General features: G+C 59.7%; 21 protein-coding genes. 8 read left to right on the top strand and 13 right to left on the bottom strand.

Annotation, left to right across the window (positions count from 1 at the left end):
• Positions 1–203: 203 nt before the first annotated feature.
• Positions 204–1,454, bottom strand: coding sequence for an acyl-CoA dehydrogenase family protein (locus FKG94_RS00290; protein WP_142902185.1), 1,251 nt, complete (start codon positions 1,452–1,454; stop codon positions 204–206).
• Positions 1,455–1,565: 111 nt separating this feature from the next.
• Positions 1,566–2,516: an RsmB/NOP family class I SAM-dependent RNA methyltransferase gene (locus FKG94_RS00285; RefSeq protein WP_142902184.1), complete on the bottom strand. Its 951-nt coding sequence runs from the start codon at positions 2,514–2,516 to the stop codon at positions 1,566–1,568.
• 940 nt (positions 2,517–3,456) lie between these two features.
• Here FKG94_RS00285 and FKG94_RS00280 point away from each other — a divergent pair.
• Complete coding sequence (locus FKG94_RS00280) at positions 3,457–5,889, top strand: S9 family peptidase (RefSeq protein ID WP_142902183.1); 2,433 nt, start codon at positions 3,457–3,459, stop codon at positions 5,887–5,889.
• Positions 5,890–6,124: 235 nt separating this feature from the next.
• Positions 6,125–8,020 carry a serine hydrolase domain-containing protein gene (locus tag FKG94_RS00275; protein WP_179957413.1) on the top strand — a complete coding sequence of 632 codons (1,896 nt, stop codon included), beginning with the start codon at positions 6,125–6,127 and terminating at the stop codon, positions 8,018–8,020.
• 19 nt (positions 8,021–8,039) lie between these two features.
• Here the strand turns inward: FKG94_RS00275 and FKG94_RS00270 are convergent, their stop codons facing one another.
• From FKG94_RS00270 to FKG94_RS00260, 3 genes are read right to left on the bottom strand one after another with little or no spacing between them, the layout of a single operon-like run.
• Entirely contained in the window at positions 8,040–8,183 is a 144-nt protein-coding gene (locus FKG94_RS00270; RefSeq protein WP_142902181.1) for an acylphosphatase, read from the bottom strand.
• Positions 8,180–8,755 (bottom strand): TlpA family protein disulfide reductase, encoded by a 576-nt coding sequence (locus tag FKG94_RS00265; protein ID WP_246124866.1) that lies wholly within the window; start codon positions 8,753–8,755, stop codon positions 8,180–8,182. The genes FKG94_RS00270 and FKG94_RS00265 overlap by 4 nt, the downstream gene beginning before the upstream one ends.
• A 59-nt stretch (positions 8,756–8,814) precedes the next feature.
• Entirely contained in the window at positions 8,815–10,101 is a 1,287-nt protein-coding gene (locus tag FKG94_RS00260; protein WP_142902180.1) for a YihY family inner membrane protein, read from the bottom strand.
• Between the two features lie 230 nt (positions 10,102–10,331).
• On the opposite strand from FKG94_RS00260, the gene arsC reads away from it, so the two are divergent.
• The 4 genes from arsC (at position 10,332) to sppA (ending at position 13,799) form a co-directional block, all read left to right on the top strand.
• Positions 10,332–10,676 (top strand): arsenate reductase (glutaredoxin), encoded by a 345-nt coding sequence (gene arsC / locus FKG94_RS00255; protein WP_142902179.1) that lies wholly within the window; start codon positions 10,332–10,334, stop codon positions 10,674–10,676.
• A complete protein-coding gene (wrbA, locus tag FKG94_RS00250) occupies positions 10,676–11,290 on the top strand; it encodes an NAD(P)H:quinone oxidoreductase (RefSeq protein WP_142902178.1) in 615 nt (204 codons plus the stop codon). Before arsC ends, wrbA begins: the two co-directional genes overlap by 1 nt.
• 51 nt (positions 11,291–11,341) lie before the next feature.
• Positions 11,342–11,845: a DUF2069 domain-containing protein gene (locus FKG94_RS00245; RefSeq protein WP_142902177.1), complete on the top strand. Its 504-nt coding sequence runs from the start codon at positions 11,342–11,344 to the stop codon at positions 11,843–11,845.
• 103 nt (positions 11,846–11,948) lie between these two features.
• On the top strand, positions 11,949–13,799 hold the full coding sequence (gene sppA / locus FKG94_RS00240) for a signal peptide peptidase SppA (RefSeq protein WP_142902176.1): 1,851 nt from the start codon (positions 11,949–11,951) through the stop codon (positions 13,797–13,799).
• Positions 13,800–13,867: 68 nt separating this feature from the next.
• Here the strand turns inward: sppA and FKG94_RS00235 are convergent, their stop codons facing one another.
• The 8 genes from FKG94_RS00235 to FKG94_RS00200 form a co-directional block, all read right to left on the bottom strand.
• Complete coding sequence (locus tag FKG94_RS00235; RefSeq protein ID WP_142902175.1) at positions 13,868–15,022, bottom strand: alanine racemase; 1,155 nt, start codon at positions 15,020–15,022, stop codon at positions 13,868–13,870.
• The gene (locus tag FKG94_RS00230) at positions 15,019–16,083 is read right to left on the bottom strand and encodes an isoaspartyl peptidase/L-asparaginase family protein (RefSeq protein WP_142902174.1); all 1,065 of its coding nucleotides are present in this window, start codon (positions 16,081–16,083) and stop codon (positions 15,019–15,021) included. Before FKG94_RS00230 ends, FKG94_RS00235 begins: the two co-directional genes overlap by 4 nt.
• 34 nt (positions 16,084–16,117) lie before the next feature.
• Complete coding sequence (locus FKG94_RS00225; protein ID WP_142902173.1) at positions 16,118–17,137, bottom strand: alpha/beta fold hydrolase; 1,020 nt, start codon at positions 17,135–17,137, stop codon at positions 16,118–16,120.
• A 51-nt stretch (positions 17,138–17,188) separates the two neighbouring features.
• Complete coding sequence (locus FKG94_RS00220) at positions 17,189–20,683, bottom strand: TonB-dependent receptor (protein WP_142902172.1); 3,495 nt, start codon at positions 20,681–20,683, stop codon at positions 17,189–17,191.
• A 144-nt stretch (positions 20,684–20,827) separates the two neighbouring features.
• Entirely contained in the window at positions 20,828–21,883 is a 1,056-nt protein-coding gene (locus FKG94_RS00215) for a FecR family protein (RefSeq protein WP_179957412.1), read from the bottom strand.
• A 39-nt stretch (positions 21,884–21,922) separates the two neighbouring features.
• On the bottom strand, positions 21,923–22,486 hold the full coding sequence (locus tag FKG94_RS00210) for an RNA polymerase sigma factor (protein ID WP_142902170.1): 564 nt from the start codon (positions 22,484–22,486) through the stop codon (positions 21,923–21,925).
• 385 nt (positions 22,487–22,871) lie between these two features.
• Complete coding sequence (gene hda, locus FKG94_RS00205) at positions 22,872–23,591, bottom strand: DnaA regulatory inactivator Hda (protein WP_218943377.1); 720 nt, start codon at positions 23,589–23,591, stop codon at positions 22,872–22,874.
• Positions 23,592–23,602: 11 nt separating this feature from the next.
• A complete protein-coding gene (locus FKG94_RS00200) occupies positions 23,603–24,871 on the bottom strand; it encodes a DUF2066 domain-containing protein (RefSeq protein ID WP_179957411.1) in 1,269 nt (422 codons plus the stop codon).
• A gap of 284 nt (positions 24,872–25,155) precedes the next feature.
• Between FKG94_RS00200 and purM the strand changes: the two genes are divergently transcribed.
• Both purM and purN read left to right on the top strand, forming a co-directional pair.
• On the top strand, positions 25,156–26,214 hold the full coding sequence (purM, locus tag FKG94_RS00195; RefSeq protein WP_142902168.1) for a phosphoribosylformylglycinamidine cyclo-ligase: 1,059 nt from the start codon (positions 25,156–25,158) through the stop codon (positions 26,212–26,214).
• Positions 26,211–26,879, top strand: coding sequence for a phosphoribosylglycinamide formyltransferase (gene purN / locus FKG94_RS00190; RefSeq protein ID WP_425460018.1), 669 nt, complete (start codon positions 26,211–26,213; stop codon positions 26,877–26,879). The genes purM and purN overlap by 4 nt, the downstream gene beginning before the upstream one ends.
• Positions 26,880–26,903: the final 24 nt, after the last annotated feature.

Below are 26,903 nucleotides of genomic sequence, written 5' to 3'. Positions count from 1 at the left end.
GGGGGGGGGTGGGTTTTTTTGTTTATTCCCCCCCCCCCTACCAAAACAAACAACCCCCCCCCCCCGACCCCTTCGAGGACCCCTTCGAGGGGGACCACACCAGCTTCAAACGGCACCTCTCCCGGTGGTACGGTGCCGCTCGAAAAGGCAGTTCTTATAAACCGTTTGGTTCCACCCTAAACAGACGATCGTATCTCGATCGCCTAACGATACTCCGGCGCAGTCAAATAAGCAGCCGATTCGCCAAGCCGGTCGCGGCGACCCTTGATCTCCATTTTCGCTATACTGCGCAAATGCACCTCATCCGGCCCATCGGCAAAACGCAACGCCCGCCCACCGGTATAGAGGTCCGCCAGCGGCGTGTCCGGGCTCAACCCCATAGCACCAAAAATTTGAATCGCCCGGTCCACCACATTGGTGTGCATAGTCGGAATCACCGCTTTGATCATCGATATCTCCTTGCGTGCGGCTTTGGCTCCCACCTTGTCGATCATCCACGCCGCTTTCAGTACCAATAGCCGGGCCTGGTCGATCTCGAGCCGCGAACGGGCAATCCATTCACTGACGGTGCTGTACTGTTGCAAGTATTTGCCGAATGCCTTGCGCTCCTGGGCCCGATCTATGGCCAGCTCCAACGCCAGCTCCGCCATGCCGATGGAGCGCATACAGTGGTGAATCCGGCCCGGCCCGAGGCGCGCCTGGGCCATGGCGAAACCACCGCCCTCCTCGCCCAACAGATTGGCCGCCGGTACCCGCACATCGCGAAACACAATTTCACAGTGTCCCTCGGGCGCGACGTGATTCAGCACCTCGATATTGCGCACCACTTCCACACCGGGATTATCGAGCGGCACCAGCACCATACTCTGTTGCAAATGGGTGCTGGCTTCGGGATCGGTTTTGCCCATAACGATCAGCACTTTGCAATTGGGGTGCGCCGCGTTGGTGATAAACCACTTGCGACCGTTGATCACATAATCGTCGCCGTCGCGCCGGATCAGCGTCTGGATATTGGTGGCGTCGGAGGAAGCCACATCGGGTTCGGTCATGGCAAAGGCAGAGCGGATTTCGCCGTTCAACAGCGGCTCCAGCCACTGCTGGCGCTGCGCCGGGGTGGCGAAAAGGTGCAGCAGCTCCATATTGCCGGTATCCGGCGCATTGCAGTTGAACACCTCAGAAGACCAGGGAATACGACCCATAATTTCCGCCAAGGGCGCATACTCCAGGTTACTCAGGCCGATGCCCGGTTCGTCGTCGCGCAGCCCCGGCAGGAACAGGTTCCACAAGCCCTGGGATTTTGCCAGCGCCTTCAGATCCTCCATAAAAGATACCGGAAACTGGCCTTGTTTCACCTCCCGGTGCCACTGGCGATTGCGAGGCAAAATATGGTCGTCGATAAAGGTCTGCACCTGCCGGCGCAGTTCCTCCATTTGCGGGGTATAGGCAAAGTCCATAGTCGTTGTCTCTGGTCGTTTGAATCGATAGAGATACGATATACCTTGCAGAAAGATTAATATAATTTATTTCTATAATCTGTAAATATTCACAGCTTTTATGGATCACAATTACTCTGCGGTTTTTCGCAGGACGCAGAGAAAAAACCCCTCCATGGTCGCGGAGGGTAAAATCCGTACGGCCCGGGACAGGCGCGGGTCCAGCGACTTGCGGTTCCACTCGGTCAGGCCCGGCTGGCAATTTGCAAACGGTGTATCCAGATCGCACACCGTCAACCCGTCGCCCCATTTGCGCAACTGGCGATCCAGCACCATTTCATTTTCCTCCGGGGCAAAGGAGCAGGTACTATAGACCAGGGTGCCGCCCGGTTTCAGCGCCAGCAGTGCAGAGTGCAACAGTTGCTTTTGTTTACGCTGCATCTCCTTGACTTTCTTTTCGCTCCAGTACTTGTAGCTGTCCGGGTCCGCGGTATAAAACCGCGCTTCAGAGGAACAGGGCGCATCCAGCAGCACCCGGTCAAAACGACCGGGAACCTGACGTCCGACCTGCCGACCGTCTTTGAGATAGCATTCGACCAGGGTAGCGCCGTGCAGGTCGATATTGTGTTTGAGGCGAAAGAAGCGGGACTTGACCGATTCCACCGCAGCGATGCGGCCACGATTTTCCATGGCGCAAGCCAGCACCAGGGTTTTGCCGCCCGGCGCCGCCGCCAGGTCGAGTACTTCCTCGCCGGGGAGGGCCGCCAGCGCCTGGGCCGTAAAAATGCTGGAGAGGTTCTGGATATAAATCCTGCCCTCGGCAAAAGCCCGGCTGTGGGTCAGCGCCTGACGCTGGGTGTCGGCCACTACAAAACTGTCGGCACGCCAGTTTACGGATGCAAGGTCGATACCCTGTTGTTGTAGTTCCCCCAGCACTTGGTCAACCGCGGCCCGCAGAGTGTTCACCCGAAAGCAAGGGGGTAACTGCCGTTGCAAGCCGGCGACTGTGGTTTCCCAGTGAGCGGGCGGAATTATACGCTCTAGGCGGTGTACAAAAGCGTCTGGGAGCTGATTCAGGGACATTGTCAAATACTATGGGTTCTTTTGAGGCCGATCATACAGGGATGGCCCATCCCGGTCGAGACTGGGGTCAGGGCGCAAGCACCAATTCTCCTGCAACAGTTGAAACCCAGATATAATAGTCATTTCCAAAGAGCAGATACTGGACAACAGACAATCCGGATTTGCGTGGATCGGAGATAACAGTTATCCCGACTCAACGACTAGCAGGACCTATACCCATGTCCAGGTAAGACAATAAAAACAACTTTTTATAGACCAAAAACTGAAGCCATCTTCGCTTTCCTGCAGAGTGGATAGATGAAAATAGCAACGAGAGAAATCTAAAAAACTTGAAGAGAGGAAGAGAGGGGGTCAAGTCTTGACTAATAGTTGATACTTAAACGCGAGCCACGTTACCCCCTTTTCTATAGAGAGGGGGTCAAATCTTGACTAATAGTTGATACTTAAACACGAGCCACGTTACCCCCTTTTCTAAGTAGACAAAAGTATCATTGTAGAGCTAAATACTATTAGTCAAGATTTGACCCCTCGACCTTCATGGCACCACCGCCATGGCCCAAAGAGAGAAGCACTTCCAGCTCAAGCCAATAATTGGTAAAAAGTGAAAAGAATTGTTAGGCTGCTTCTTATTTTTACGCTTCGAAAAAAACCTGGAAGGGTTTGTAACGAAAACACCAAAATTAGGAACGATACCACCAGAAAGCCCGCAGGCAATCTCTCATGCTTGAGGAAAAACAGGTGCCTCAATCGGCTGGCTAGTGGACGGTCATAAGACCGACAAACCGGACGATCTCCGCCACCGCAAGCCAAACATCAACCCGAGCCGCAAGAGATGTCAAGCATATTAGCCTCGCAGCGGCAGGCTATTCAATGAAATCGCAACCCTTTCGCCACCGGCACTTAGTTGCAAACATATCGTCAAAAAACCGAGAAGAACACCATGAAAGTAAATGTCGTTGGCACACTGGTCAGATCAAGTATGACGCTGGCACTCGCCACCGGGTTGACGGCCTGCGTGACTCACACTGCAAACACGTCAAAAATAACCGCTGCAGATTACAAAGCAGCCGCAGCCCTGTTTAACAACAAGACCAAAAATCTGGTAAAGAACGCGACCGTGGAGCCGCATTGGTTAGGCAACAGCGGACGCTTCTGGTACCGTCGCGACGGCGACCAGGGCCAGGAGTATGTCGTAGTGGAAGGTCGCGACGGCACCAAAATCCCCGCGTTTGACCACCTTGCTCTGGCATCCGCCTTGAGTAACGCGCTGGGTATGAAAGTCACAGCCGGCGATATGGGATTATCCTATGTCACTATCGGTGACGACCTCAAGACCCTGACCGCCGTTAAGGACTCAAAATACGTTAGCTGTAATCTGGCGGCTATCGGCTGCCAGGCTTTTGATATCCCGGCGCAGAGAACCGATCAATTGTTGTCACCCGCAAAGACATTTGCCCTCACAGCCCGTGACCACAACTTGGTTCTCACTACCATCAAGACCGGCAAGGAGCGCCAGCTTACGACCGACGGCAAGCCTTACTATTCCTATGGTAAATTGCCGGATGCAGCACTGCAGGCTATCCCGATAAAAAAGGCCGGTCTCAAACTGCCTCCGTTTGGCGCTGAGTTTTCACCCGATGAACGCTACCTGATCGCGGCTCGAATGGATGAACGACATGTTTCAACGCATTCATTTTTGGAATCAGTGCCGACCGACGGCTCGTTAAAACCCATAGTCCACAAGGTGCGCTCGGGCTTTGTGGGTGACCGCAATGTAATGAAGATAGACGGCTTTATATTCGATATTAAGACCGGGACAGCGATACCTATTCAAAAGCCCGCAGGTATCAACTACAGCCTCAGCACCGGAAAAATAATCGGCTGGAGCGCGAAGCACAACCAGGTTTTCATGTTGTACTACAGTATTGGCAGTAAAAAAGCCGGCATCTTTCGTGTGGATCTTAAAACCGGCAAGTCGAAAATTGTTATAAAGGAAGTCTCCGATACCAGAGTTCAGTTGAATACGGCGTTGTACCACAGGCCCAATGTGCGTGTTTTGGGCGACGGCGACGAAATCGTCTGGTTTTCCGAGCGTACGGGCTGGGGGCATTTATACCTTTACGACGCCCAGACCGGCGCGCTGAAAAACAGCATTACCCGCGGCAACTGGCTGGTTCAGGATATCCATCAACTGGATGTCGGCAAACGGGAAGTCTATTTTACCGGTGGTGGTCGCGAGCGGGGACGTGATCCCTATTTTCGTCATCTCTACAAAGCCTCCCTCGACGGTGGCCCGGTAACGCTGTTGACCGATAAAGATGCCGACCATCACTTTACCCCCGAGCCCTCTATGGAAGCGGGCGCGGCGGCTGCGGTTGCGCAACTGATTCGCCCGGACCTGGGTATTTTCATAGACACTTATTCAACCGTTAGTCAACCGCCGGTAACCGTGCTGCGGTCGACAAAAGACGGCCGCATAATCACCACCCTGGAAGTCGCCGATGCCAGCGCGTTGTTTGCGGCGGGCTGGAAGGCACCGGTACGCAAGGCAGTGAAGGCAGCTGATGGCGTCACCGATATATACGCCGTTTACTACGCGCCGAAAAAAGCGCTTGCCGGTGCCCGCCATCCTGTTATTGACGCCGTTTACGGTGGCCCGCAAATGGCGGTCGCCCCGCGTAACTTTATCGAAGCTTACCTGAACCGCGCCACCGGCCATCCCAGCAGCATGACACAGTTGGGTTTTGCGGTTGTCACCATCGACGGGCGTGGCACGCCGTCGCGTTCCAAAGCGTTTTGGCGCGCCGGGTATCCCGAAGCGACACAGGTGGGTATCGACGACCATGTCGCTGCGATTAAACAGCTTGCAGAAGACCATCCTGAAATGGACCTCAACCGGGTCGGTGTCTACGGTTGGTCCTGGGGCGGGACCTTTGCGGCTCAGGCTATTCTCAGCTGGCCGGATTTTTATCACGTCGCCGTATCCAGCGCCGGATTGTACGACTATTCCACAATGTATTCCGCGTTTGAAGCTTATGTCGATCTGCCGAAATTCTCGGACGGCTCTATCTATCGATCCAACCCCCAGGAGAAGCCCGCCAACTGGCATGCACTCGATGTCACGCAGATGGCAGCCAATCTGCAGGGGAACCTGTTAATTGTCTACGGCGAGATGGATGAGAATGTGCCACCCACACAGGCTTTCCTGCTTGCCAATGCGCTGATCAATGCCAATAAGCCTTATGACTTGTTGTACCTGCCTAACAGCACCCACGCAGATACCGGTAAACCTTATGTCTTTCAGCGCTTTATGGACTATTTTGTCGAACATCTACTCGATACATCGCCGCCGCGAGATATCGTTGTCGAGTAGTGAATGGCCTTTGTATAAAGGTAACAAGCGAACCTTTAACGCCAGATCGCAGCAAGAGGTTGGGCGAGATTAAACCAGTTCCGACTGTGCCTGGTCACCCGCCAGGCGTCAGCGCACGGCAATAGAGACGGGGCCATAATCAAAAATCGGTGTTATGCGGAGTTTTTTTATGAGATGTATTTTCAGACTTTTATCTACGGTTGCTACGACAGTTGCTACAACCGTTGCTATAACAATGGCTGGCACGGTCATCGCAGTCGCCGAGGACGACCCGACAGCGCCGGCGCCGAATCGACAGGCGGTGGCCTTTCCCCTGCAAGCAGAGTTGATTGCCGACGGGGTGGTTAAAGGGCTGATGCGGGATTATAAAATACCCGGCCTGACACTGGCCATCGTCAAGGATGGCAAGCCTGTCGTCACAAAAGGCTATGGCTATGCAGACTTGGAAACAGGCAGACCTGTAGACCCACGGCAATCGTTGTTTCGCATCGGTTCTATCTCAAAAACCATGACGTGGATTGCCATTATGCAGTTGGTCGAACAGGACCGTATTGACTTGAGCGCCGATGTAAACACTTATCTGAAAAACGTGCAAATTCCACACACCCACGGCGTGCCATTGACACTCAATGATATGATGGGTCACCGATCGGGATTTGAAGACGGCTACCTCGGCTACCTGATGCAGAAGTCGCCTGACGCTATAGTTTCTATTGAGGAGGTACTTAAAAAGCATATGCCCGCACAGGTACTCAAGCCCGGTGCGGCAATGGCCTATTCCAACTACGCCGTCGCACTGGCCGGTCTGATTATTGAGGATGTAACCGGTCAGCCATTTCAAGACTATGTAGATGAAAATCTGTTTAAACCACTAGGTATGAATCACACGACGTTTCGCGAACCGCTCGGGGACGATCATCCCCAACCCAGTATGGCTGCGCATTTGCAACCACATATTGCATCGGGTTATATGCTGAATAACGGGCGCTATATCAAGCCCGGCTATGAATACATTTCTTCTTTTGCACCGGCCGGTTCGGTGTCCAGCACAGCAGCCGATATGGCACGCTATATGGTTGCGTTTTTACAAAACGGCGAACTCGATGGCCGGCGCATCTTGAAACCGGCAACGGCCTTAAAGATGCAACAGCGAAATTTTACCGACCATATGAACGTCACCGACTTATCCCACGGTTTCTTTACCGGCAATGTTTCTGGTTATCAGTATATCGGCCATGCCGGCGGCACCCCCACCTTTTCGTCGATGATGACCATGGTGCCCGAATTGAATTTTGGTGTGTTTCTTTCCATCAATATGCAAGACGGCAACCTCAGTTCCCTGGCAATCCCCAGAGTGCTGGTCAAGGCGCTGTTTCCGGCCAAACAGACGCTGGCGGATATTTCTCCCCCTGCCGATTTTAGTGAGCGTGCGCAACGGTTCGCCGGGCACTATATGAACAATCGCCGCTCTTCCACCACAATGGAAAAGTTTTTCGAAATCGCAACCAAATACAACGCCATCAGCGTCGATAAGGACGGTTACCTGCTGCGCAGCGACGGCACGGCCTGGCTGGAAGTCGCTCCCCTGACATTCCGCAACGCCAGGAGCAACGACATGATGGTTTTCGAGGAAGACGAAAACGGCAGTATCCTGCGCTATGTCACCGACTTGCACTACGGCGTCAGATCCGCCGAAAGAGTTGGATTTCTGCAAACGCCCACGTTCCTTTATCTGTCTTTGGGTTTGGCGTTGCTACTTTCCATCACCAGCTTGCTTGGTGCCTGGCATCGCAAAGGCCGCGAACCCGAGGCCCAACAAGCATGGCCCGGGAGGATGCCGGTGCTGGCTGCGCTGGGGGTCATGGGCTTTCTTGTCTGCCTTCTCTTTATGCTGGTGCAGCTCTCGGCCTACAGTGGCGGTGTTTATCCGACCTCCGGTATGGTGCTTGTCAAATGGGTGTCGATAGCGGTAAGCCTGGTGTTGGCCGGACTCGCTTTTTCAGCGCTGCCTGTCTGGCAAGTGAGTCAGTGGCGTTTGGGACGAAAAATCCATCACAGCGCTTTTGCCGCGATCGGTCTGTGCGTGATCTATGCTTTGTGGCAATGGAATCTATTTGGCCCTTACAACTAATACGTGAGATCAACGGCGTTCAGGACAACAACACCTCCACCCGACCATCAGCGAGATTATTGGCAAAGCCCGTCACCTTACAATGACGGGCGCAGTCGCGCACAAAATAGCGGAAGCCAACTCCCTGCACCCGCCCGGACACCAAACCATAGAGACCAATCACGGTGCCGCCGTGCCCGCGGCACCCGCCACCGGTCGCTGCAACGCCAGCTCCAGTGTCGACTCGGTCTGCGGTCCCAGTAGTGTCCGATGCAGGTTACCCTCGGGATCGAGTACGAAAGTCGTGGGCAACGCCGACGGCCGCGGCAACCCCAGCAAAGCTGCGGGGTCCTCGACCGCCACCGGGAAGTCGATGGCAAACGCCTGCGACTGCCGGCGCAATTCATCCCCGGTAACGCCGTCGAAGTTAACCCCCAGCACCAGCACCGCCTCGCCGTGCTGGCGCGCGAACTGGTTCAGTTCCGGGATTTCCTCCGCACAGGGTTTGCACCACTGCGCCCAGTAGTTGACGACGACCCAACGCCCGCGCAATTCCGGCAAACTCAACCGCTCTCCCGACAACAGCGCAATGGAGGGCGCCGAACCGCCGCACGCTGACAATACCGCAGCCAGCACCAGCCAGGCGGCGCGACGCCAGACAGTGGTCAGGCGCGCGCGGATAAATAAAGGCGGTACATACAGAGATATACTTCGCAAAGACAGTGCTTCCAAACGCAGCGTTTTTAGAGACATCATTTTCAAAGACACGTTTCCCAAAGATATTTTTACCGGATAAATTAATCAAAAACGTCGATTCAACCCGCCGCCTGTTTGCGGCCCTTGGGCTTTGGCGCCGCCGGGTCACGATCACCAGCGGCCGGCGCCTCGTCGCGGGCGGCAAACAATGCGCCCAGGCTTATCTCAAATTCGCGATCCGTATACGCATCCACCGCCTGCAGGCGCGCCGCCAGGGGCGCAAACCAGGGTGCCTGCTGCAGCGGCATCACCATCACCGGCATCTGTACCGGCATGGCGATTATCGCCGCCAACTCGCGCAGGGTTACCTCGTCGAGATCCCGGGACAACACATAATCTCCCTGCTGGGTAGTCGTTATCAGGCGATGGCGCAAAAAGGCCGCACGTAAGGCTTGCCACTGGGATGAGGCCAGTCCGGCCGCCAGCATATGCACATCTTTGACAGCCCGCCCGCTGCGGCTTTTCTGTTTCAGTTGCCACAGCGCCACCAGCGCGGCCACCAGATCCGGGTAACCGCGTCCCTCTGCCGACGTCTTATAACTCGACAACACCTGCACCAACACCGCACCCGCCAGAATGATGGTCCACAACAGGTTTATCCACAACAAAAACAGCGGCACCACCGCAAAGGCACCGTAGATAACTTCAATGCTGATATAGGAGACCACAAAACTGAACAGGTCTTTTACCAGTTCAAAACACACTGCGGTAATCAGGCCGCCGGTGATGGCGTGCTTGACGGGCACCTTGCAATTGGGCACCGCGGCAAATAACAGGGTGAACAGCGCCGCGGTCAGCACCCAGGGAATAAACTGAAACAACCAGGGCAAAATACCGAAGCTGTCCAGTTCGTCGAAGATCAGCCGCACCGATATCAGGTAGGTGCTCGAGGCCAGCGCCACCCCCAGTACCAGCGGCCCCAGGCTCAGAATGGCCCAGTAAAGCAAAAAATTCGGCAACCCGTGACGACCTCGGGATACCCCCCAGATGGCGTTGAAAATTTTCTCGATGTTTTTCAACATCAGGTAGGCGGTGGCAAACAGCATCAGCAAACCCGCCCAGGTGAGGCTGCGCGCCTGGGACGAAAAGGCGGCCAGGTACTCCTGCACCTCCTGCCCCGAATCGGGCACGAAATGATCGAAGATAAATCCGCGCAACTGGTCGCCGAGCCCCTGGAATGCCGGTATTACTGAAAACATCGCGTAGGTGACCGTCATCAGCGGCACTATGGCGAACAGCGTCATATAGGTAAGCGCCGCTGCACTTTTCTGGCACTGGGCCTGTTTATACTGCGCCGCCACATACACGGCAAAGTGCCGGATCATGGGCAAAATGTCGGTTTTCAATCGAATCTGCCTGGCCTTGTTCACCGTTACGGCCTCGCTGTTATGGCAAAAATCTTACAGCCGACAGTTTACAGCGTAGTGCGGCAAAAAAGAAAATGCCGGTTGCCCGGCAGGTCACCGGGCTTGAAAATGGCTGTCAAACTGCTGTCAGCGGTGCGCGCTTAGCGGTAAACTGTCGACCCTCAAAGTCGGCTGGGGCCGCATAACCCGCGCAAACAGGTAATCACTTTATGCTGACCATGTACCACAACCCGCGTTGTTCAAAATCCCGTCAAACACTGGCGCTGTTGCAGGAACACCATATTGACCCCGAGGTAGTGCTCTACCTGGAGACCCCGCCCGATGCTGCCACCCTGCGAGCATTGCTGCGTAAACTCGGCCTCACCGCCAGGCAACTGCTGCGCACCGGCGAGGACGCCTATAAGCAAAATAACCTGAAAACACCGGGGCTGAGTGAAGACGACCTGATCGCCGCCATGGTCAAATACCCCAAACTGATCGAGCGCCCGATCGTGGTCAAGGGCAACCGGGCGGTTATCGGCCGCCCGCCGGAAAACGTGCTGGCGCTGCTCTGATGGCGACCGATCCCTATATTCTGGTCCTCTATTACAGCCGCTACGGCGCCACCCGCGCTATGGCACAACATATCGCCCGCGGGGTGGAGCAGGTCGCGGGGATCGAGGCGCGGCTGCGCACGGTGCCGCCGGTCTCGGCGGTAAGCGAGGCCACCGCCCCGGCGATTCCCGAGCAGGGCGCCGTCTACTGCACGGAGGAGGACCTCAAACTCAGCGCCGGTCTGGCCCTGGGCAGCCCCACCCGGTTCGGCAATATGGCGGCCCCGTTGAAGTATTTTCTCGACACTACCGGCAGCCTCTGGATCAATGGCGACCTGATCGGCAAACCGGCGACGGTATTTACCTCTACCGGCAGTCTGCACGGCGGCCAGGAGACCACCCTGATATCGATGATGCTGCCCCTGTTCCACCAGGGTATGGTGATTGCCGGCCTGCCCAGCAGCGAGGCGGCCCTGCGGCGCACCCGGTCCGGCGGCACACCCTACGGCGCGTCGCACGCCGCCGGCGGCAACTCCGACCAGCCCCTGACCGAGGACGAGATTAGCCTGTGCCAGGCCCAGGGTCGCCGCCTGGCCGGTCTGGCGCTGAAACTTGCGACCGCAGCGCCGCAATAGGTGCTACGCTGTGAAGCGCAAACTTATGGCAAAAAATACACGACCGGCCACTTGGAAAAAACCAAGCAGTACAATCTGCTTGCTTACAAACAACGTAACAGACGAGACGGGGACGACAGCACCGCCATCGACAGACGCACCATGAACGAATTATCGGACTATTTCCGCATCAGATTCACCCTGGCCCGCCGCTGCACGCTGGCCTGCTACAGCGCCCTGTTGGCTCTGTTCCTGGGCCTCAATATCCTGCGGCCTGAGGGCTCCCTGACCACCTGGGCGATGCAGACGTTACCCTTGCTGCTGGTCCTGCCGGGCCTGCTCGACAATCGCCACCGCAGTTACAGTTGGCTGTGTTTCGTTATACTTATCTACTTCACCGCCTATGTGGTGGAAGTGATGTCACCGCTGTTTGTCTGGACCGATGCCCTGGCACTGGCCCTGTCTGTGGTAATCTTTACCGCCGCCATGCTGGCCAGCCGTTGGCTGCAGCACTGGCAATACCATGCAGCGCAGGCCGACGGCGGTCCCGTCCCGGGGCCCCCCGGCACCTCTTAACAGCCCCGGGCGCTTCTTGGCATAAGGAACGGGGCAACGGCCACCGTGGCAGCGGCCGCCGGCTTAAGCGCCAGAGGCCGGACACACATTTGGGAAACTTGTTATGGCAGAATCATCCCGCAGTTTAATCCGCCGCTTCTTCAGCGGCCTGTGGCGCGGCATCACCTGGTTGCGGGTCGCCCTCACCAACCTGCTGTTCCTGGCAATACTGGCCGTTATCGCCTTCGCCCTGATGCCGGAGCAACCCCGGACCCTGCCCGATCAGGCGGCCCTGCACCTGGCCCCGAGCGGTTTTCTGGTCGATCAGCGCACCTATATCGATCCGGTCAGCCAACTGCTGGGCGACAGCCAATGGGAGGAGACCGAAACCGTGGTGCGCGACCTGGTAACCACTATCGACGCGGCGGCGCGCGACCCCCGGATCACAGCCCTGGTGCTGGATCTGAGCCAACTGATCGGCGGCGGTATCAGCAAGCTCGAGGAGGTGGGACAGGCGCTGGCCACTTTCAAAGACAGCGGCAAACCGATTCTGGCCGTCAGCGACGACTACAGCCAGGAACAATACTACCTCGCCAGCTACGCCGACGAGGTCTACCTGCATCCCATGGGCGCGGTGCTGCTGACCGGCTACGGCAGTTATCGCAATTACTATAAATCGGCCCTGGATAAGCTGGCGGTGAATTTTCACGTCTTTCGCGTCGGCTCCTACAAAGATTTCGTGGAACCCTACACCCGCGACAGCATGTCCGACGCCTCTCGCGAGCACAATCTGCAGTGGTTGAACCAGCTCTGGGGCATCTATACCAGCCGCGTCGAACACCTGCGCAACCTGCCCAAAGGCGCCGTGGACGACTATATCAGCAACCTGGATACTAACCTGGTGGCCGAGCAGGGAGACTTTGCGGCACTGGCTTTCAAAGCGGGTCTGGTGGATCACCTCGCCAGCCGTCTGGAAGTCCACCAGACACTGCAGGAGAAGTTCGGCCCCAACGCCGACAATACCGGCTTTAAAGCTATTGACTACCGCGACTACCTGGCTCATATCCGCCGCGTGCCGGCCGCGCCCGGCAAGCGTAAGATCGGCCTGCTGGTCGCCTCCGGCGCTATTGTCGACGGCGAGCAGCCCGCCGGCACCATCGGTAGCGACAGCCTCGCACGCCTGTTGCGCCAGACGCGGGAACGCAGCGATCTCAGTGCCCTGGTGCTGCGGGTGGACAGTGGCGGCGGCAGCTCGTTTGCCTCTGAAGTCATCCGCGAAGAGCTGGCGGCCACCCGCCGCGCCGGCCTGCCGATCATTGTCTCGATGGGCAGCGTGGCGGCCTCCGGCGGCTATTGGATCACCGCCGCCGCCGACGAGGTGTGGGCGACGCCGACCACCATCACCGGCTCCATCGGCGTGTTCGGCATGTTCCCGACCCTGGAAAAATCACTGCAAAAACTGGGCATCAGCACCGACGGTCTCGGCACCACTGAACTGGCCGGCGCCCTGCGACTCGACCGGCCGCTGCCACCGATTGCGAAAAACGTGCTCCAGCAAAGTGTCGAGGACGTTTACCGGCGCTTTCTGGTGTTGGTGGCCGAAGCCCGCAATACCACGCCGGAGGCCGTCCACGATATCGCCCAGGGCCGGGTCTGGAGCGGCGCCACCGCCAAAGACCTGGGCCTGATTGACCAGCTCGGCTATCTGCAGGACGCCATTGCCGCAGCGGCGGCGAAGGCCGGTATCAGCGACTACAGTGTGGAGTTGATCGAGCGGCAACTGTCGCCGAAGGAACAGTTGCTCAAGGAACTGGCCAGCGAGTCGGCGCAGTTGCGGATCGGCACCCTCTCAAATTGGGTGCCGCGCAGTATTCGCCAGACCTGGGGGGCGTTGATCGAGCCGTTCAAGCTGCTGGACAGTATGAACGATCCCGGCTACGTCTACGCCCAGTGCCTGGCCTGCCCGCGGCCCTAATAGCTCGGCGGCGCGCGCTAATGGCTATGAGTACAACCGTTGATGGCACCCGCGGCGACACTAGTGACTCAGTCTGCCCAGTGATTGGTACGCGCCCACACCGTCTCCACCTCGGCACCGCCGTCCACTACCGCATAGTGCTCATAGGCGGCGGCGGTCATATCGGCGTGATTCGGTAATATCCGCACCAGAGCGCCGACCGGAAAACGTCCGAAGTCGAGCGGCGCGCCGGATAGGCTGGTGACCAGTCCCAGCTCCTGGCTCACGGCAGTCACCGCCAGATCGCCGAGCGGCGCACCGCTGGCGGCATCGCACACCAGCCCGTAACCGGCATCGAAGTCACGCCCGGCAGTGCTGCGGTCCTTCGACAGGGCCAGGCCCCCGGCATCGATCACCAGCCGGTTGTGGCGCGGCTGGCGCGAGGTGACACTGGCCAGCACCGACAAAGCGATATCGTCCCGCTCACAGGCACCGATACCGGCCTGAAACAAGTCCTGAAACATATAGATACCACAGCGCGCCTCGGTGATACCGGTCAGTTCTCGAGCGTGCAGCACCGCCGGTGTAGAGCCGAAGCTCACCCGCTCGCAATCCAGCCCCGACTCCAACAGCGTTGCCCGCGCGCGCGCCAGCGCCCGCCGGTGGGTTTCTGTGAGATCGGCGGTTTGTGCCGGGGTCTTGCCGTAGGAGGCACCGGCGTAAGACATAATGCCGGCAAAGCGCGTGGCCCGGGACTTTTGTAATAACCGCGCCGCCAGCACCAGGTCCGGGCCGTCCAGCGCCATCCCCGAGCGATAGCCGTCGACGTCGATCTCCAGCGTAAAGGTCAACACCGTATCCCCGGCCAGCGCTTCGGCGGCGGCCACCGCCGCCCGCGCCCCGTCGAGACTGTCGGTCATCAGTGTCAGCCGGCAGCCGTCGCGCACCAGCGCCGCCGCCCGCTGTGCCTTGTTGGGCGCGAAAGGCACGCAGTAATACAAATCGTCGATCCCCGCGGCGTGAAAAAATTCCGCTTCCTTCAAGGTCGATACATTGAAGCCGGTGGCGCCGGCGCGTTGCAACAACGCGGCGATATGCACGCACTTGGGGGTTTTCAGATGCGGTCGCAGCGCCACGCCCAGTGCCGCGGCCCGCTCCGCCATGCGGGAGATATTGCGCTGAACCTTCGAGCGGTCGAGGATCAGCGCCGGGGTTTGCAGATCGGCCAGTGTCGCGGGGGTCATTTAACAGTCTCGTGGGCATAGATCGCGGTGCGGGCCGGCAGCGCCGAGGACATAACGCCGCGGTACATGCCGTTGTGGTTCATGGCAAACACCACCTGCCCGCGGGGGTCGATGGCAATCACTGCGCCTTTGCCGCCGGCCGGACGCAGGATACCCATCATGACCGCCTCGGCAGCAGCCGCCAGGCTCTCGTTACCAAACTCCAGGCGTGCGCAAATATCCCGGGCTACCGTATAGCGCATAAAAAACTCCCCGTGCCCGGTTGCCGATACCGCACAGGAGCCGTTCGAGGCGTAGGTACCGGCCCCAATTACCGGCGAGTCGCCGACCCGCCCGTAGCGTTTATTAGTGCGCCCGCCGGTGGAAGTGCCGGCCGAGATATTGCCGGCACGGTCGAGCACCACCGCACCGACAGTGCCGAAGGCGGTTTCCGGCTGCTCAACAGCGGCGACCTGGCCGGGGTTTTCGGCGCGTTTTTTCAACAGCGCCGCGCGCCGCGCCGGGGTCTGGTAATAGAGGGGGTCGGCCAGTGCCAGACCCTGTTCGGCGGCAAACCAATCGGCACCTTCACCGTGAATCAGCACATTCTCCGTGCGCTCCATCACCGCACGGGCGGCAGTGATGGGATTGCGGATACGCGAGGAGCCGGCAACGGCACCGGCATCCATAGTATCACCGCGCATAATGGACGCATCGTGGCGGGCATTGCCGTGAGTGTCGAGCGCGGCACCGCGACCGGCGTTAAACAGCGGCGAATCCTCCAGCACCTTCAGCGCCGCCTCTATCGCCTCGGGCCCGTCGCCGCCGCGACTGAGCACCGCGGCACCGGCCTCCAGCGCGGCACTGAGCCCGGCGCGATACTGCGCCTCCAGCGACGCCGGCAACTCCACTCGCGGCTTGACTCCCGCCCCGCCGTGCACGGCGATTACCCAGTCGGGCTGTTTGCCTACTGCCGGTGTCTGGACGGCACCCTTGGCGGCCGGTGCGGCGCTGGCGGTAAAGACCGGGGCCGCGCTAACGACGCCGACAACACACAGAACAAACGCTCGAAAAAAGCGCATGATTTCTCTCCTCTGGTTTATTCGATCCTCGGATTTATTCGACTAACTGCCCTGCCGCGACGGCCATCTGCCGGTTACTGTGCTCGGCACCGGGTACGATATCGAGCTGCCAGCCGAAGGCGACACCGAGTTCATCGGCCTTGGCGCGGGCGCGCTCAAAAAACACATGCCCGCGTTCAAAGCGATTCTCTCCCTGGCGCATGGCCTCCGGCGTGCGGCGCAGACTGCTGTGGGCGATATCGATATCGCGATCGCCGAGCAGTACGGTCACATCTCTTTGCAACGCCGCCTTCAGGGCCGCTTCACTGACACCCGCGCCCAGCAGACCATAAGGGTAAGGTTCTTGGGTATCCGGTAGAGTGTACCAGCCGGCGTTGGCGGGAATAAACCGTTTTACCCGCGCCTCGGGTTTGTAAAACAGAAACCGGTGCACAAATTGCGAACCGGCGGAATGCCCGTAGAGAGTGTAGTGGGTCTGATCGCTATTCAGTGCGTCGACCACCCGGGTAAACAGCGGCTCAATGGCCGAGAATGACCACAGCGCCTCATCCCGGCGCCGCTGCCGGGTCTCGTCGCTGAATACATAGCCGAGATTGTAACCGGTGGCGCCGTCAAAATGCTGCCGGGAAAACTCCGGTACTATGGCGATAAAACGGTTTGCCTCGGCAACCGGCGCCCACTCCTCCATATAGCGATCGCCGTCGCGGCCGGTGCCGTGCATGACAATGGCAATGGGCAGTGTCGCGGCCTCGGCCCCGGTGGGGATATAAGTCCAGACCGGGATCGCCGGTCCCTTCCACTCGGTAAATGTAAAGCGGCCCTTGCCGCCGTCGAGCCAGTCGGTAAAGTGCCACGCCGGGGGTTCAACGGGGACAGCGGTGGACGGTTCAGTGGACAGCTGAGGGGAATGTTCTTTAGCAGTCTCGGCGACCGGCGCGCCGGTAACCGTCTCGCCGCTTTTTTCACAGCCGCTCAATACCAATATCAGGACCAGGACAACATACTGACAACGTTTAAACCGATGCATAAAAGACAAAATATCAGCTACCTCCATCAGCGAAATGCCCGCCGAAGGCGGGCGATCGGGGTTGTGTGTGTGGTGGTGTTAAAAATCAGTGCGTATCTGCAAGTAGAACTCTCGCCCCCGCAACGAGTGTACGGAGGTGTAAAAACCGCGCGACTGGTCGGCCAGCGGCGGCGCCTCATCGGTCAGGTTGTTGACGCCCAGGCGGATGCGCGTGGTGCGATCCTCTACTGTGCTGAAGCGCGCACGAAAGTCAACATAGGCATTGAAACGAGTCTGGCTGTCGACTTCGAAGAAGTCAATTTCACCGTCGCCGTCGATATCGGTATCGTCAACGCTGGTATCGAAGAAACCGGACACATAGCGCGCGCTGGCGGCAGCGCTCCAGGGCCCTTTGCGCCAGGTGAGCGAGGCGGAGCCGCGCCACTCCGGATTGCCGTCGACCTCGACCTGATCCACCGACAACGAGGAAAACTCAGCGGCAAAGCGCGGGTCGTTAACCAGATCCACCAGTTCCTCACTGCGAAAAACATCCAGCTTCTCAAGCTTCGACACATCGACCCGAAAGTTAAACGAGCCCGCCCGCTCGGTCTCGATACGCGCCGCCAGACCGATATCGATACCCTCGGCCTCCTGGCGGTCGAGGTTGATAAACGGATTATTGACGAACAATACCTGGCCGGCAACGGGCACCTGTGCATTGGGGTTGGCAGCGTTGTATTCATCGAACCGCACTTGATCATCGGCGGTAACTGGGGCGCGAATCACATTGGGATTGCTGCCGCCTTCCAGGCGGCGCACAAAATCCACCGCCAGGCCCTCCTGTACACCGAAGACATCGATCACGTCAGTCTGTTCGAAACGCCAGAAGTCGAGCGTAAAATCCAGTTTGTCCAGCCACTCGGGCTCAAACCACGCGGTCGCGTCCAGCGCCAGTCCGAACACCAAGGTCTCGGTATCCTCGGGCTTGAGGTCCGGATTGGAAATCCGCACCGAGCGCAAATTGGCGTTGCCGGTGTCCTCGGGATTACCGATCGCCTCGTCGCGTACGAAATCCACAAAACCGTCGTCGAGACGACTGGTATCGCCGCGGTTGAGCTGAATCAAATTGGGAGCACGGAAACCTTCAGAGTAGGCCGCCCGCAGGTTTAAACCGCGGATGGGAAAATACGACAGCGCGATTTTCGGCGTCGCCACCGACTCGTCGATATCGTCAAAATGCTCGGCGCGCACCGCCAATTGCAGATTGACTTCATTGCTGACCAGCCCGCCCGACGGCGCCACCAGCGGTATCAGGGTCTCGGCAAAGGCCGCCAGCACATTGCGATCGGCATCGGAGTCGGCCGTGGGGCTGACACCGACAATATCGGAGACGCCGCTGCCGTTGCCGTCGAACTGCAAGGTGCCGTCAATACGCGGGTCGCGGTCTTCGTCATAGGCTTCGTTGCGAAAATCCACCCCGAAGGCCGCGCCCGCATCGCCGGCCCAAGTGCTGAAAAGGTTGGCGTTGCTGACCCGGAAATCCGCTGTCAACAGCGACGTCATACCCTCGCCTTGCACAGTCACCTGCACCGCCCGCAACTGTTCGGCGGTGTTGGCATTGGAGCCGAACGGATTCAGCGCATCCGGAGTGGAGCGCGCCAGCGCCTCGTTCAGCAGCGTTTTGGACATGCGGTTTTCGCGATCTTCGGTTCTGTTTTCGCTGTAGCCGAGCGCACTCTCCCAATCCCAGTCGCCAAAATCGCCGCGGGCGCCGCCGAGTACCCGAAAGGTATCGGACTTCGTTTCAATAATACGCGGGCCGCCGGCCTGGGGGCGCCAGTTGCGGATCAACAGCTCATAACCCTCATCGGGCACATCACCGTCTGCGAGTTCGTCCAGGCGCCGCTCGGTACCGAGCGCACCGAACGGATTATAAAAATTAGTGCGCGGCACCACGATACCGTCGGACAGGCTCACCGGGCTGGCCGCGCGCTGGGCTTCGGTCTCGGAGCGGTAATACAACACCTCGGCGAACCCCTGAACGCCGTTGTCGAAATCGTGCTCGACCATGGTATAGAGATTGAGGCGATCGGCATCGGAGATCAACTGGCGCCCGCGGGCCGTGCGGGAATCGACGGCGATCTCCAACCCGCGACCGAAGCTGTCCAGCGGCTGCAGGCCGTTGAAATCATAGCGCAGTTGAGTCGGCAGGCTGCGTTCACCGATGGCCATGCAACCGTCGACCGTCTCGCCGATTGCTATCCGCGAGCGCCCGTTAAAATCGCAGGGTTGAATATGGAAGGTGCCGCCCCTGGTGAGATTTACCTCATCCGGGTCCAATCCCAGCTCTGCAGCCCTGACGGGATCGAGATTGACATCCACGTCTTCAAATATGCCCGACTCGCGGTCGAACGAACTGATTACCTCGAAAGTGCCAAGCGGTGAATTGCTTGACGTATTCCTGAAGTCTGATGACTCCGCATAGGGCGAATCGCCCAACAGCGCGCGCTTATCGACATTGCTGAACTGGGGGCCGAGTTCATTGGCGTAAACACCGTCGCGGGTATAGAAAGAACCCACCGTAATGGCCCGGGTGCGGCCGCCGTTAAAATCGAAGCCGAACGCAAAGTCCATCGATAACTCATCGGAATTGGTGCCCTCGAGTTGGTCATACCTGACGGTAAAGCGCGATTGTTCGAGGTCCGGCGAGAGAATCGTGTTGACCACCCCCGCGGTGGCGTCGGCGCCGTAGAGCGCCGAGGCGCCGTCCCTGAGCACCTCCACCCGCTCGATAGCGGCGGCGGGAAACGCATTGACGTTAGTGACCTGGCGCGGCACCGAACCGACATCCTGATTGATACCGTGGGCGGTAATGCGGCGGCCGTTCAACAGAATCAGCGTATTGCCGGTGCCCAGGCCGCGCAGATTGACGGTGGCGACATCGCCGCGCGCATCGTTGGGCCCGTCGGAGGAATCGTTGATTTCAAACGAACCGGCTTGCGGCAGATTCGACAGAATATCACCGGTGCCGTTTTCGCCCAGTGCGGCCAGGTCGTCGCGCGACAACGTCGTCACGGCGATGGCGCCGGAGTCGGAAGCGCCTTCAATACGGCTGCCGGTCACCGTGATCTGCTCCATCACCTCCAGCGCCTGGGTGCTGTCGCCATCATCATCGATGACGACCGGGATGGAGCGCAGTTCAGTCGCCGGTGCGGCGGCACCATCGCGTGTCGAGGTGATGGTCAGGGCGCCGCTGGCATCGCGGGAAGACTTCAGGCCGGTGCCGCCGAGCAGTTTGGCCAGCGCCTCTTCCGGCGCCATAGCGCCTTGCACCGCCGGTGCGGTTTTACCGTCGACCAGTTCCGCCGGCACCACCAACACAATGCGCGATTGCTCGGAATACAGCACCAGCGCCCTCGCCAGCGACTGCGCCTTGATATCGAAGGTCGTTGTTTGTGCCTCCCCCGCACTGCTGCTCTGCGCCTGCGCCTGCGCCTGCGCCGGCAGGCCGAACACCGATGTTGCAACAACCGCCGCAACAATCCCGGATGCCCCCAATGCTTTTCTCAGACTCATACCGCTAGGTTCGTTCATATCGCTCCCCGTATCTCATTGTTGTGGTAGCCGGGCACGCCTCTCAGAACGCCGGCTTTTTACGGGTATGACGTGCAGAAACGCGGATTATCCAGAATCGCGGTATTTTTTATTTTTTTCGATTGGGCGGCGGGCGACCGGCCACTAGCGAACCCGGTGCAACACGACCCGATCGTCATCGGAGTAGTCGGCGCGGATCGGTTGCGAGGCGGTGAGACCGGCAATAAACCGGTCGACAGCGTCGGCGCCGAAGGAGGCGGTCACGCGGATATGTTCGAGATCGGACGAGGCGAAGACAATCTGCCGGTCATTGTAGCGGTTGGCATCGGCGGCGATCTCCGCCAGGCTCGCGTTCTCGTAGCTGAGCCAGCCCCGCCGCCAGGCGGCGGCGGTATCCGGCTCGACAGCGGTCCGGGTCTGCTCGGCGGTGCCGATCAACGCCACCACCTGCTCTCCGGCCCGCAGTACCTGCGCCGCCGACACCGGCTCAACCGGTTGTGTGGCCGATTTTGTGGTAGGGGGCCGCAGTACCTCGACCACACCTTCCAACACCGCCACCCGCACCTGCTGCGGTCCGTGCCGGACATCAAACTTGGTACCCACCACCCGCACCAGGCGATCGCCGACGACCACCAGGAACGGCCGCTCGGGATCGGCAACCACATCGAAGAACGCCTCGCCCTCCAACAGCGTGACACGCCGCGTTGTCTCGGAAAAATCCGTCTCGATCTTGGAGCGACCGCCGAGAACCACAGTGCTGCCGTCGGGCAACTGCAGGTCGCGCGTCTGTGCCACCCGGGTCTCAAATGCCGGCGTCGCCTCCAGCGGCCACTGCGTCGTCAGCAACAGCGCAACCATCAGGACGGCAGCCAGCGCCGCCACCGGTGCCAGCGCCGGGGTGCGCAGGCGCCGGGCTGCAGGCGGCGGCACGGCAGGCGCTGCAGTATTGATATCAGTGCTGGCATCCATACCGATATCAACGCCGGCATCAGCGCCGGCATCAATCTCGATATCGGCAAGCGCCTCGACCAGGGTCAGGTCCCCCATCAGTTGCTCGTAATCGCGATAGGCCTTGGCGTGCGCCGGATCGGCGCTCACCCAGGCCTCAAAATCCACCAGGCGCACCGGATCGACAGCACCGGAGTGCAGGTAGAGGACCCAACCGCGGGCTATTGCTTCAATGCTGTCACTATCTTCCATAACACCACCCATATCGTCTCTATACTGTCAATCGGACGTTTATGAAATTTGTTTTAGCGCCCTGGCCAGAGTTGCCAGTGCGGTGTCCAGTTGTCGGTAAACATCACCGTAAGACCAGCCCGTCTCCTCGGTGATCTGCTTGAAGGTGTAACCGCGATAGCGGTGCAGGCTGAGCACCACCTTCTGTTTGTGCGGCAGCCGGTCAATGGCGCGCCGAACCCGGTCGAAACGCCGCTTCTCTAGTAAGACGCGTTCAGGGGACAACTCATCCAATTTTAGCTCGGAAGACTGCGCCAGTACCGACTGGGCATACTTCAGGTGACTTTTGTCCTTGCGCTTCTGGTCGAGCACGATATTGCGCGCGGTAGTAAACAAAAACGCGCGCGGGTTGAGCACCGCATCCGGATCGTCCAGACTCACGTAACGGGTGAAGGCCGCCTGGGCGACATCTTCCGGGTCCGGGGGACCCGGCCCGAAAGTGCGGCGCACGTGTGCGCAGAGTTCCTGCCAGAAATGGCGATACAGCTCGTCGAAAGTGAGAACCTCCGGCGCGGCAGTGCAGGCACCCGCAGGCAGTTTCCCCTTCGACGATACTTTAGTCATGGTAAGCTACTCGACACGCTCTACTCGATGCACCCAAGCGCAACGGCTTTTGTTATGCGCTGGTTCTCTTCAATTATCGGGCTTGTTCGGTCACCGGCTTATTCAATTGCCGGGCTTCTCGAATAGACCACTGCGCTTCTCAGCCAATTAACCTCTCAATCAATTAATGCCCCAACCATTGGGCTTTTCGTTTATTGAGCTGTTCAATTGCTGGGCTGTTCAACCGGTGATCTTAACGATTGCAAAGCTCTTCGTTCACTAACTTACTGTAATTTTTAGTAAGTGGTATCACTTGGGTCACGCGCTCGACCCACGGTCCGGCGGACCGACTGGCACGTCTAGCTGAATATATGGTATAGACGCCATTGCCGATCTGCAATAGCGGCTATAAATTCAACACCCGTTTGACAAAGGGAATGGTGAGGCGGCGCTGCTCCGCCAGGGAGGCGTCATCCAGGCGGTTGAGGCAATAGAACAACTCATTGGTATCCCGGGGGGCGCGGTGCAGAATGTACTGGGCCACCTCATCGCTCAAATCCAGCCCGCGGGCGGCGGCGCGTGCCTGCAGCGCTGCCTGCTTGTCGTCATCGCTCATCCCCGTCACCTGGAACGCCACGCCGGAACGCAAACGCGAGGCCAGGTCCGCCAGTTCCACCGGCAACTCGGCAAGACTGCAATGCGCCGCCGCCAGCAGACAGTTGCGCTGGTCGTGCAGGCGATTGAACAAATGGAACAGCGCCCGCTCCCACTGGGCTTGACCGGCCACCGCCTGCAAACCGTCGAGACACAGCAAATCCACACTTTCGAGGCCCTCGAGCAGAGCTTGCGGCGTAAAGCCGACCATCTCGCGCAGAGGTAAATACTGGGCCGTCAGCCCCCGGAAGTGACAGGCGTGACAGGCAGCCTGCAGAAGGTGGGTAAGGCCGACCCCCGCACCACCCCAAAGATAGACATAAGTCTCCCCGCCCTCACCCTGTGCCTGGCCCCTTAAGGTTTTGACCACCTGGGCGTTGCCGGTATTGGGGCGGGTATAGAAATTATCGAAGGTGGCATCGTCGTTTAGCGACACCCCCAGGGACAATTGTCGTGGCGGACAATTTTTCACCTCCGTTGCCGTCACCGGGCACCGGGCCCCGCCCAGCGGTAGCGCAAGGGGTTGTGGATGCTGCCCCGCGGCCCCAGTTGCCAGGGCATCGCCGTGCCGGGCTCGGCGGTGCCGGGCTGGGCGGTGCCGGCACCTGGCGTGATAACAGCATCGCTCGGTACCAGTTGCCGGTCCAGTGCCAGCGCATTGAGCAACAGCCCCAGATCGCCGTCGGTGTAGAGGTGCAGCAACAGGTCGTCACCGCGCACTGCCGCCAGGTGCGCGCGGCGCACCACGGCGAGCTTCTGCAGATAATCCAACACCCGCACGTAGCGGGTGAAATCGGCAACCCCGGTCAACTGCATGACTACAGCGCCCGAGTCGTCGTCGCCCGGCACTATCGCATACATGCCGGCCAGGTGATCCGCCACTTGGTTGACGCCTGCGGCGATCACGGTGTCGAGCGCAAAACCGACGCTGTCGAACAGCCGGCTCTGCCCTTTGTGCAGCAACAGCCAGGTAGCCCGCCATTCACCCTGGGAGGTGCGACTGTAACGCCCCACCAGCACCGCATCGGACTGGTAGCGCCGGGAGGCGGCCAGAATCCTGTCCTCCGCCAGGCGCCAGGCCGCCTCGCCGGGCAGCGCTACGCGGTCTTCGAGGTCCAGCAACGGCGCCAGCAGCGGTAAACCGCGCCGCGCGGCCGCGGCGTTGAGCGCATCCAGGGCCTGCGGATCATCCGCAGGGCCCGCCAGGTGGCGGCCCTGGCCCGCACCATCCACCACCATCCACACCAGCAGGCTGGGCCGGTTGGCCGGCCACACCGGCAGGCTCGCCTGCCGCAACAGTCGCTCCACACCCTGGGGTGAAAATTTCAGGATCAGGCGGCTGGCCGGCACCTCCTTATCGTCAATCGTCAAGGTCTCATCGGTGGAGGCGTATTGAAACTGGTAGACATACTTTTGCGCCCGGCGCATGCCGTCAATCACCGCCTGCGCCTGCAATGCGCTCAGCGTGCCGGATATACGTACGACCACCTCGGCCAGACCGTCGGTAGCGGCTTGCGCCCGCTCGCGGGAACTTTGCGAGGCAACCAGCGTTTCCGTCTGGTAGAGGTCGACGAGTTGCTCCGCCCGCCCGAAAGCACTCGCCAGGCACGCCACCAGCGCGACAGCAGCCAGCCACCGGCGCCGCCAACCCTCTGCCTTTTCAAAACTGGCCTTTTTGTTAAAACCAGCCTTTTTGTTAAAACCAGCCTTTGTGCTAAAACCGGCCTTTGCAAAAACGTATGTGTAGAACAAATTGATTCCGAAACGGGCGGGCAGGTGCCGCCGCGTTCATTCCCCCAGTGGTATCGCCGTAAGGCCGGACATTGTAAACAGGCTGGCCGCCAGACACTAGTGCGCTGCCTCACACTTGCGTGCGCCGGACCGGATATGGCACGGATCGCCGGCCCCTCCCCGCCGGGCTAATAGGGCCTGTCTACACTAACTGAGTTAGTGTAGACAGGCCCTAGTTCGCTGTGCGCGACCTTGGTAGAATACGCGCCTTTGCCGACCCACCCACCCCCGCAACGAGTTCACTTATGACCGATTCCAAGCCGTCGCTGAGCTACAAGGACGCCGGTGTCGATATCGACGCCGGCAACGCCCTGGTAGACCGTATCAAAGACGTCGCCAAACGCACCCGCCGCCCGGAGGTGCTGGCCGGACTGGGTGGCTTTGGCGCCCTCTGTGCCCTGCCCGGCGGCTACCGGGAACCGGTGCTGGTGTCCGGTACCGACGGGGTCGGCACTAAGCTGCGCCTGGCCATGGACCTTAATCTGCACGCCACCATCGGCATCGACCTGGTGGCCATGTGCGTTAACGACCTGGTGGTGGCCGGCGCCGAGCCGCTGTTCTTCCTCGACTATTACGCCACCGGCCAGCTCAATGTCGAAGTCGCCGCCGCGGTGGTGAGCGGTATCGGTGCGGGCTGCGAGCAGGCGGGCTGCGCCCTGGTGGGCGGCGAGACGGCCGAAATGCCGGGGATGTACACGGGCGAGGACTACGATCTGGCCGGCTTCTGCGTGGGCGTGGTGGAAAAGTCCGAGATTCTCGACGGCAGCCGGGTGGCAGCCGGCGACGCGCTGATCGGCCTGGCCTCGAGCGGTCCCCACTCCAACGGCTACTCACTGGTTCGCAAAATCATCGAGGTCAGCGGCGCCGACCTGAACCAGCCACTGGCCGGCCGGACCCTGGGCCAGACCCTGCTGGAACCGACCCGAATTTACGTCAAACCGCTGCTGCAACTGCTGCAACACAGCCAAGTCAATGCCCTCTCCCATATCACCGGCGGCGGCCTGCTGGAGAACCTGCCGCGGGTGCTGCCCGCCGGTACCAAGGCGGTAATCGATACCCGCGCCTGGGCGCAGCCGGCGGTTTTCGACTGGCTGCAGCAACAGGGCAATGTGGCCGCGCGGGAGATGTACCGCACCTTTAACTGCGGTATCGGCATGGTGGTGTGCGTGCCGGCCGACACCGTCGAACAGGCCCTCGACTTGCTAAATGACGCTGGTGAGACCGCGCTGCTGATCGGCAGTGTCGCCACCGCCGCGCCCGCTGACGAACAGGTGGAATTGATCGGGGCGCAGGCACGCCTATGACCGCGATGACCGCCGGCACCACCAACGTCGTGGTGCTGATTTCCGGCAGCGGCACCAACCTGCAAGCACTGATTGACGCCCGCGACCGGGGCGTCCTCAACGCCGAACTCTGCGCCGTTATCAGCAACAGACCTGACGCCTATGGATTGCAGCGGGCCGAGCGCGCCGCTATTGCAACCGAGGTGCTGGACCACACGGCCTTTGCCAGCCGCGACGCCTTCGACGCCGCCATGGCGGCCCTGATCGACGGCTACCGGCCGGATCTGGTGGTACTGGCCGGGTTTATGCGCATCCTGACCCCCGCTTTCGTTCAGCGCTACGCGGGCCGCATGCTCAATATTCACCCATCGCTGCTGCCCAAATACCAGGGTCTGCACACCCACCGCCGGGCCCTGGAGGCCGGCGACCGGGAGCACGGCGTCACCGTGCATTTCGTCACCGAAGAACTGGACGGCGGGCCGGCGGTGATTCAGGCCCGGGTGCCGGTGCGCCCGGGCGACACCGTGGAGACCCTCGCCAACCGGGTCCGGCAGCAGGAACATATTATCTACCCGATGGCGGTGCAGTGGTTCAGCGCTGCCCGCCTGCGCATGGCAGACAACCGAAGTTGGCTGGACGGTGAACCTTTACCCCGGCATGGCTATCTAATCGATAACACGGGATAATGGTCGCGCAGGCTCCCGGCCACA

The sequence above is a fragment of the Exilibacterium tricleocarpae genome (genome assembly GCF_007004655.1).
In the GTDB taxonomy this organism is placed as follows: domain Bacteria; phylum Pseudomonadota; class Gammaproteobacteria; order Pseudomonadales; family Cellvibrionaceae; genus Exilibacterium; species Exilibacterium tricleocarpae.
Note: the sequence above shows the minus strand (reverse complement) of the source record. Positions and strands in the feature narration are given on the sequence as shown.

Coding starts and splice junctions, on each gene's coding strand:
- FKG94_RS00225 (WP_142902173.1), bottom strand. CDS start 17,137: ATGGAGGTAGCTGATATTTTGTCTTTTATGCATCGGTTTAAACGTTGT.
- FKG94_RS00220 (WP_142902172.1), bottom strand. CDS start 20,683: ATGAACGAACCTAGCGGTATGAGTCTGAGAAAAGCATTGGGGGCATCC.
- FKG94_RS00265 (WP_246124866.1), bottom strand. CDS start 8,755: ATGATGTCTCTAAAAACGCTGCGTTTGGAAGCACTGTCTTTGCGAAGT.
- FKG94_RS00210 (WP_142902170.1), bottom strand. CDS start 22,486: ATGACTAAAGTATCGTCGAAGGGGAAACTGCCTGCGGGTGCCTGCACT.
- FKG94_RS00235 (WP_142902175.1), bottom strand. CDS start 15,022: ATGACCCCCGCGACACTGGCCGATCTGCAAACCCCGGCGCTGATCCTC.
- FKG94_RS00230 (WP_142902174.1), bottom strand. CDS start 16,083: ATGCGCTTTTTTCGAGCGTTTGTTCTGTGTGTTGTCGGCGTCGTTAGC.
- FKG94_RS00280 (WP_142902183.1), top strand. CDS start 3,457: ATGAAAGTAAATGTCGTTGGCACACTGGTCAGATCAAGTATGACGCTG.
- FKG94_RS00215 (WP_179957412.1), bottom strand. CDS start 21,883: ATGGAAGATAGTGACAGCATTGAAGCAATAGCCCGCGGTTGGGTCCTC.
- FKG94_RS00285 (WP_142902184.1), bottom strand. CDS start 2,516: ATGTCCCTGAATCAGCTCCCAGACGCTTTTGTACACCGCCTAGAGCGT.
- FKG94_RS00290 (WP_142902185.1), bottom strand. CDS start 1,454: ATGGACTTTGCCTATACCCCGCAAATGGAGGAACTGCGCCGGCAGGTG.
- purM (WP_142902168.1), top strand. CDS start 25,156: ATGACCGATTCCAAGCCGTCGCTGAGCTACAAGGACGCCGGTGTCGAT.
- purN (WP_425460018.1), top strand. CDS start 26,211: ATGACCGCGATGACCGCCGGCACCACCAACGTCGTGGTGCTGATTTCC.
- sppA (WP_142902176.1), top strand. CDS start 11,949: ATGGCAGAATCATCCCGCAGTTTAATCCGCCGCTTCTTCAGCGGCCTG.
- FKG94_RS00275 (WP_179957413.1), top strand. CDS start 6,125: ATGGCTGGCACGGTCATCGCAGTCGCCGAGGACGACCCGACAGCGCCG.
- arsC (WP_142902179.1), top strand. CDS start 10,332: ATGCTGACCATGTACCACAACCCGCGTTGTTCAAAATCCCGTCAAACA.
- wrbA (WP_142902178.1), top strand. CDS start 10,676: ATGGCGACCGATCCCTATATTCTGGTCCTCTATTACAGCCGCTACGGC.